At 66.6% G+C, this 5,663-nt stretch carries 5 protein-coding genes; all 5 read left to right on the top strand.

Features of this window, described 5'->3' with window-relative positions; translation table 11 throughout:
• Nucleotides 1-1,345 (top strand): DNA mismatch repair endonuclease MutL (gene mutL / locus I6U14_RS05335; RefSeq protein WP_296897492.1); only part of this gene is annotated, 1,345 nt, incomplete at its 5' end.
• Nucleotides 1,346-2,341 carry a tRNA (adenosine(37)-N6)-dimethylallyltransferase MiaA gene (miaA, locus tag I6U14_RS05330; protein WP_296897490.1) on the top strand — a complete coding sequence of 332 codons (996 nt, stop codon included), beginning with the start codon at nucleotides 1,346-1,348 and terminating at the stop codon, nucleotides 2,339-2,341.
• Between the two features lie 138 nt (nucleotides 2,342-2,479).
• A complete protein-coding gene (gene hfq, locus I6U14_RS05325) occupies nucleotides 2,480-2,731 on the top strand; it encodes an RNA chaperone Hfq (protein WP_296897488.1) in 252 nt (83 codons plus the stop codon).
• A gap of 180 nt (nucleotides 2,732-2,911) precedes the next feature.
• Nucleotides 2,912-4,267 carry a ribosome rescue GTPase HflX gene (hflX, locus tag I6U14_RS05320; RefSeq protein WP_296897486.1) on the top strand — a complete coding sequence of 452 codons (1,356 nt, stop codon included), beginning with the start codon at nucleotides 2,912-2,914 and terminating at the stop codon, nucleotides 4,265-4,267.
• A 205-nt stretch (nucleotides 4,268-4,472) separates the two neighbouring features.
• Entirely contained in the window at nucleotides 4,473-5,663 is a 1,191-nt protein-coding gene (gene hflK / locus I6U14_RS05315) for an FtsH protease activity modulator HflK (RefSeq protein WP_296897484.1), read from the top strand.

Raw genomic sequence — 5,663 nt, 5'->3', positions numbered from 1 at the left:
GACCGAACTCGGCCACGTCTATCAGCTCCTCACACGCTTCGCGCTGCTGCGCGCCGACCTATCGTTGCGGCTGGTCCACAATGGCAGGGTAGCGCTGGAGCTCCCAGCGGCAGAGCAGGCCCTGGATCGGCACAGGCTGCGGCGACTGCTCGGCGAGGACTTCGTCGCCCATGCCCTCGAGCTCGAGGAGACAGCCGTCGGGCTCAGGCTGCATGGACTGGTGGCGAGCCCGGCCTTCGACCGTAGCCAGGGCGACATGCAGTTCTTCTACGTCAATGGTCGCCTGGTGCGCGACAAGCTCGTGACGCATGCTGTACGCCAGGCCTATCGGGACGTTTTGCACCACACCCGCCACCCGGCCTTCCTGTTGTTTCTGCAGCTGCCGCCGCAGCAGGTGGACGTGAATGTCCATCCCGCCAAGCACGAAGTACGCTTCCGCGAGTCGCGCCAGGTGCACGACTTCATTTTCCGCTCGCTGCATCGGCGGCTGGCCGATGGACGCCGGGGTGGGTCATCAACGGTCACGGAGGCTGCCGCGGATCCTGAGACCGCAACCCCGAAGGCTGTTAATGGGCGCGCAGCGGCGCCCACGCCGGCGCCGCGCCCCTTGCCGCTCGGCATCGCCGACGGCAGCCCCGGTTATTGGCCTAAGCAGTCCGTCAGCAGCCACTTGGGTGGCCCGCCAGCGGTGGCCGGACTTACCTTCCAGCAGCCTACGCCTGCGGCGGAGCCGGCGGCGCCGGCGCCTGCAGACACCGACGCACCGCCGCTGGGCTTTGCCCTTGGTCAGCTGAACGGCATCTACATCCTGGCCGAGAGCGCAGACGGGCTGATCATCGTGGACATGCATGCCGCCCATGAGCGCATCGGCTACGAGCGTCTCAAGCGCGGGGTCCACAGCCGCGATCTGGTGCGACAGCCCTTGCTTATGCCCGTCACCGTCCATGTCAGTCGCGCGGAGGCGGATCTCGCCGAGGCCCAAGCCAGCCTCATGGAACGTCTGGGGCTGGTGGTGGGCCGCCTCGGGGAAACCCAGCTGGTGGTGCGCGAGCTCCCGGCGCTCCTGGCGGACGCGGATGCTGAGCAACTGCTGCGGGATGTGCTGTCTGACCTGAGGACCCACGGCAGTAGTGAGCGCATCGAGGCCGCGGTGGATGGTCTCCTCGCCACCATGGCCTGCCATGGTGCGGTGCGTGCCAACCGCCGCCTGACCTTGGCGGAGATGAACGCATTGCTGCGCGACATGGAGCGCACGGAGCGAGCCGATCAGTGCAATCATGGACGCCCCACCTGGACGCGGCTCACACAGCGGGAGCTGGACGCGCTGTTCTTGCGCGGACGCTGAATGTCGGCTGCTACCAAGGGCGCCGCCGCACTTGCGCACGCACGGGCCGACAATGGGCCGCCTGTGGTGCTGGTGATGGGCCCCACGGCCTCGGGCAAGACTGACCTCGCCATCGCGTTGGTGGAGGCCCTGGCGGCGCGCATCCCCTGCGATATCGTGAGCGTCGACTCGGCGCTGGTGTACCGCGGTATGGACATCGGTACCGCCAAGCCCTCGCCGACGCTCCTGGCACGCTATCCGCACTGTCTGGTGGACATTTGCGATCCGGCCGAGGCTTACTCGGCTGCGCGCTTTTGTGCAGAAGCCCGTGCCGCCATCGACGACATCCGTGCCCGGGGCCGGCTGCCGCTGCTGGTGGGCGGCACGATGCTCTATTTTCGTGCGCTGCTGCACGGCCTGTCACCGCTGCCGCAGGCGGACGCTGCGCTGCGCGCGCGTGTGCGGGCGCAGGCCGAGGCGCTTGGCCCCGTCGGCCTGCATGCTCGGCTGGCGGAAGTGGACCCGGTGGCTGCGGCGCGCATCCATCCGCACGATCCGCAGCGCGTACAGCGGGCGTTGGAGGTCTATTTGGCGAGCGGTCGGCCCATGACCGCCCTTTGGCAGACCGACGGGATCGGTCTCGGGCTGCCGACCCTCAAGCTCGTTCGCTCCCCGCGGGAGCGCGCGGTGCTGCACCAGCGCATCGAGGCGCGCTTCGACGCCATGCTCGCGGCAGGCTTCCTGGACGAGGTACGCGCCCTGATGGACCGCGGCGACCTGCGGCCCGACCTGCCGTCCATGCGCTGTGTGGGCTACCGCCAAGCCTGGGCATATCTCGCCGGAAACTCCGACGCAGCTGAGCTGCGTCAGCGTGCCGTCGCTGCAACGCGCCAGCTCGCAAAACGGCAATACACCTGGCTGCGCAGCGAGGGCGGGTGCCACTGGCTCTGGGACGATGACGCGCCGCTGCAGAGCGCCCTGGCCCTCGTGGAGCAAAGTTTGGAGCGAGGGCCGTAAGCAGCTGCCAAGCGTTGCGCTTTTCCGAGGTCGCTGGCCGGGCGAATATGCTATTTTCCTAATCTTGATGCATCCGCTACCCCCAGCACACCGGCTGCGGAACAACCGACCGGTGCGACACAATATGGAGCAAGAACAATGTCCAAGGGCCAGAGCCTGCAAGACCCTTTTTTGAACGCGTTGCGCAAAGAGCGGATTCCCGTGTCGATCTTTCTGGTGAACGGCATCAAGCTTCAGGGCCAGATCGAGTCCTTCGACCAGTTTGTCGTCCTGCTGAAGAACAACGTCAGCCAGATGATCTACAAGCACGCAATCTCCACGGTAGTGCCCGCTCGCAACGTCAAGCTGCCACCCGCGCAGGAGCCCGAGTCGGAGGAGGGGAACAGCTGATCCCTGCAACCTTCTCCCGCGCGAATTCATCGCGCCCGCGCGCACGCCGTACTGGGCTACGGCTGCCGCAGGCGGCCGCCTGCCTCCTTGCAGATGCAGTGGCCCGGTCCTCTCACCGTCGGCACGGCCGATCAGCGCGGACGGCAGCGCCCGCCGACGGTGCAAGGCGCCCGACAGACTGTGTTTGAGCGTCCAGCATCCGGCGAGCGGGCGGTGCTCGTGCAACTGGCCGTCGGCGCCGACCTGCGTTGCGACGCGCGCGACGAGCTGGAGCAGCTCGCCGCCGCTGCCGGCGCCGAGGCGGTCGGCTTCGTCGGCGGCACGCGCGCGGCGCCGGATCCCAAGTACTTCATCGGCACCGGCAAGGCCGACGAGCTCAAGTCGCTCGTGGCGGCCACGGAGGCGGAGCTCGTCATTGTCGACCATGCCCTGAGCCCTGCCCAGGAGCGCAACCTCGAGCGCCTGCTGCAATGCCGGGTAGTGGACCGAAGCGGTCTCATCCTCGATATCTTCGCGCAGCGGGCGCGCTCCTTCGAGGGTAAGCTCCAGGTGGAGCTGGCACAGCTGCGCCATCTGTCCACCCGTCTTGTGCGGGGCTGGACCCACCTGGAGCGCCAGAAAGGCGGCATCGGACTGCGCGGTCCCGGCGAGACCCAGCTGGAAACGGACCGCCGGCTGCTCGGCAAGCGCATCGCCGTGCTGAAGGACCGTCTTGCGCGCATCGAGGTGCAGCGTAGCCAGGGTCGCCGTGCCCGCGAGCGGCGGGAAGTTCCGACGGTGGCGCTCGTGGGCTACACGAACGTCGGCAAGTCGACACTATTCAACCGGCTCACGGCAGCGCGCGTGCTGCAGGCCGACCAGCTCTTCGCGACGTTGGACCCGACCTTGCGGCGGCTGCCGCTACCGGGCGGGCCGGATGCGGTTCTCGCCGACACCGTCGGCTTCATCAGCGAGCTCCCACATGAGCTGGTGGCAGCTTTTCGCGCGACGCTGGAGGAGACGCGCTCCGCGGACTTGCTGCTGCACGTTGTGGATGCCAACCCGCTGGAGCGGGCACGGCACATTCAAGACGTCGAATCAGTTCTGGCGGAGATCGGCGCCGACGAGATCCCAAGGATGATGGTCTACAACAAGATCGACACCTTAAACGGCACCGGAGTCGATCCCGCGCCGCGGGTGGATCGCGATGCGACGGGGCGAGTTGAACGGGTCTGGCTGTCCGCTGTCACAGGAGAAGGCATGGATCTGCTCCTTGCGGCCATCGCTGACCAGCTGCGCAGCGCCACCGTGCACCAGCGCCTGCTGCTCGGACCAGAGGACGGCGCCCTGCGGGCGTGGCTGTATCGGCATGCCAGAGTCGAGCAAGACTGCGCTACCGAGCTCGGGGGCTGGGAGATGGAAATCAGTATGCCGCAAGCGCGTTGGCAGCGGGTCGAGCAGGGCAAGGATAGCCGGAGCCGTCGCATCTGCGCCATCGCGGCGCCGGCGCGGACCGCCGGGTCGACGGCATCCCTCCCGACGGCTACGCTGCATTAACCAGTTTGACTCAGCACGTCCGGGGCACTCGGACAGCGCCGGCGCCCGGGCGAGCACAGCGGCCTGCGGTCGGGCGGCGCAGAAACGACCCAACGTCTTGATATCATCGGCACCGGCCGGCACCTGCCCTCGTTCCGGCGAGATGACGGGACGCCAATAAGGCCCACACCCAATCACCCACACCGACTGAAGTTGCGGAGAGACTATGGCCTGGAACGAGCCCGGAGGCGGCGGCAAAGACCCCTGGGGCAGCGGTCCCAACAATTCCGGCCCGCCCGATCTCGATGAAATCGTGCGTAAGCTGCAGGAGCGCGTCAGTGGCTTCCTGGGTGGCGGCCGAGGAGGTGGCGCTGGCGGTGGCGGAGGTGGCGCCGACATCAGCAAACGTACCATCGGCATCATCGCAGCGGTGCTGGTCGTCATTTGGCTTTTCACTGGCATCTACATCGTCGACCCGGCAGAGCGCGGAGTCGTGATGCGCTTCGGTGCTTACGCGAAAACCACCGAACCCGGCCCGCACTGGCACATTCCCTATCCCATCGAAACCGTGCAGCTCGTGAACGTGGATGAGATTTCATCCTTCAGCCATAAGGCAGCCATGCTGACCAAGGACGAGAACATCGTTGACGTGGAGCTGACGGTGCAGTCGCGCATTCAAGATGCGGCCAACTATCTGTTTCAGGACCAGACGCCCGAGAAGACCCTGCGTGATGCCACCGAGACCGTCGTACGCAAGACCATCGGCGGCAGCAAGCTGGACTTCATACTCACCGAGGGGCGCAGCGCCGTTGCGGCGATGATCCAGGAGCGCGTACAGAACCTGATGAACGAGTACAAGACCGGCCTGCTGGTCACCTCTGTGAACATGCAGCCCGCAAAGCCGCCGGAGCCTGTCAAAGAGGCCTTTGACGACGCCATCAAGGCACGTGAGGACAAGGAGCGCCTAGAAAACCAGGCAGAGGCTTATGCAAACGAGATCCTGCCACAGGCGCGCGGCGAGGCGGCCCGCGCCCTCGCCGACGCAAAGGCCTACCGCGACCGAGTCATTGCTGAGGCCGAGGGCCAGACCTCGCGCTTCACCGCCGTACTCAACGAGTACGGGAAGGCACCGGAAGTCACCCGTGAGCGGCTGTATCTGGAGACCATCGAGAACGTGCTCGGGGCTAACAACACGGTGCTGCTGGACGTGCCCGGCGGCGACAGCCTGATGTACCTGCCGCTGGACCAGCTCATGAACAAGTCCAAGCGGGGGCAGGCGAGCCATGACAACGGTCGCCCGGATCTGTCGCAGCCCACCACCGCGAGCACGGGCACACCGGACCCGCGCAGCCGAACTAAATCGCGTGAACGGAGGAGACGCTGGTGGACGATATCAAAAAGTTCATACTGCCTATAG

Source organism: Thiohalocapsa sp., from assembly GCF_019695415.1.
Classification (GTDB): Bacteria; Pseudomonadota; Gammaproteobacteria; order Chromatiales; family Chromatiaceae; genus Thiohalocapsa.
Note: the sequence above shows the minus strand (reverse complement) of the source record. Positions and strands in the feature narration are given on the sequence as shown.

Bases quoted from the DNA above. Each gene is read 5' to 3' on its own strand.
- hflK (WP_296897484.1), top strand. From the start codon at position 4,473: ATGGCCTGGAACGAGCCCGGAGGCGGCGGCAAAGACCCCTGGGGCAGC.
- miaA (WP_296897490.1), top strand. From the start codon at position 1,346: ATGTCGGCTGCTACCAAGGGCGCCGCCGCACTTGCGCACGCACGGGCC.
- hfq (WP_296897488.1), top strand. From the start codon at position 2,480: ATGTCCAAGGGCCAGAGCCTGCAAGACCCTTTTTTGAACGCGTTGCGC.